1 protein-coding gene is annotated in these 530 nt (G+C 58.3%); it reads left to right on the top strand.

The genetic code is table 11. The features are described from left to right. On the top strand, window positions 1-530 hold a 530-nt coding region (locus tag I6F66_RS22125; RefSeq protein WP_197209896.1), incomplete at both ends, for a hypothetical protein.

The following is a 530-nucleotide window of genomic DNA, read 5'->3' as shown; positions in this document are numbered from 1 at the left end:
GGACGGGTATATCAGCCTTCGCCAACCTGCTCGGTCCGGTCGGCAATCTGTTCTTCGGCGACACGCAAAGCGATAAATACTCTATCCGCTCGCAAGCCGAACTGAGCCTGTTCGGAAATAGCACGCCGGTTCTTACCGGTGCCACAGCGGCCGGGGACCCCTACACATTCTCGCGGCCGCTTGTGGTCAAGCCGGCTGATTCCGACATTGCGACCAGCTTCCTTCCCAAGAAATTTCCCTGGTCGTGGTCCGCGCCGGGCGGGAATGCGGCAGCCCAATATGCCAGCTTCGAATTTAGCCTGGAATATCAAGGCAGCCTGCTGTCGGGCAACCGCGAATATCCAAATCTGTCGGACGCCGCCGACCTTGCATCCATATTGGATGCCACGATCCCAGCGGGAATGAAGGAAGGCGCCGGAAAAAGTTGGAAACAACTGGGCGGTGCATTCAAGAATCTGGCTGAGCAGAGCAATAACGCGGGGAATGCAGCGGGTTTCGACGCCGCATGCGCACCGGCATTCATCCAGTTG

Origin of the sequence: Pseudoalteromonas sp. NZS100_1 (assembly GCF_015864285.1) — a bacterium.
Lineage (GTDB): Bacteria > Pseudomonadota > Gammaproteobacteria > Enterobacterales > Alteromonadaceae > Pseudoalteromonas > Pseudoalteromonas arctica.
The sequence above is the reverse complement of the archived record's forward strand: the minus strand, read 5'-3'. Positions and strand labels throughout refer to the sequence as shown.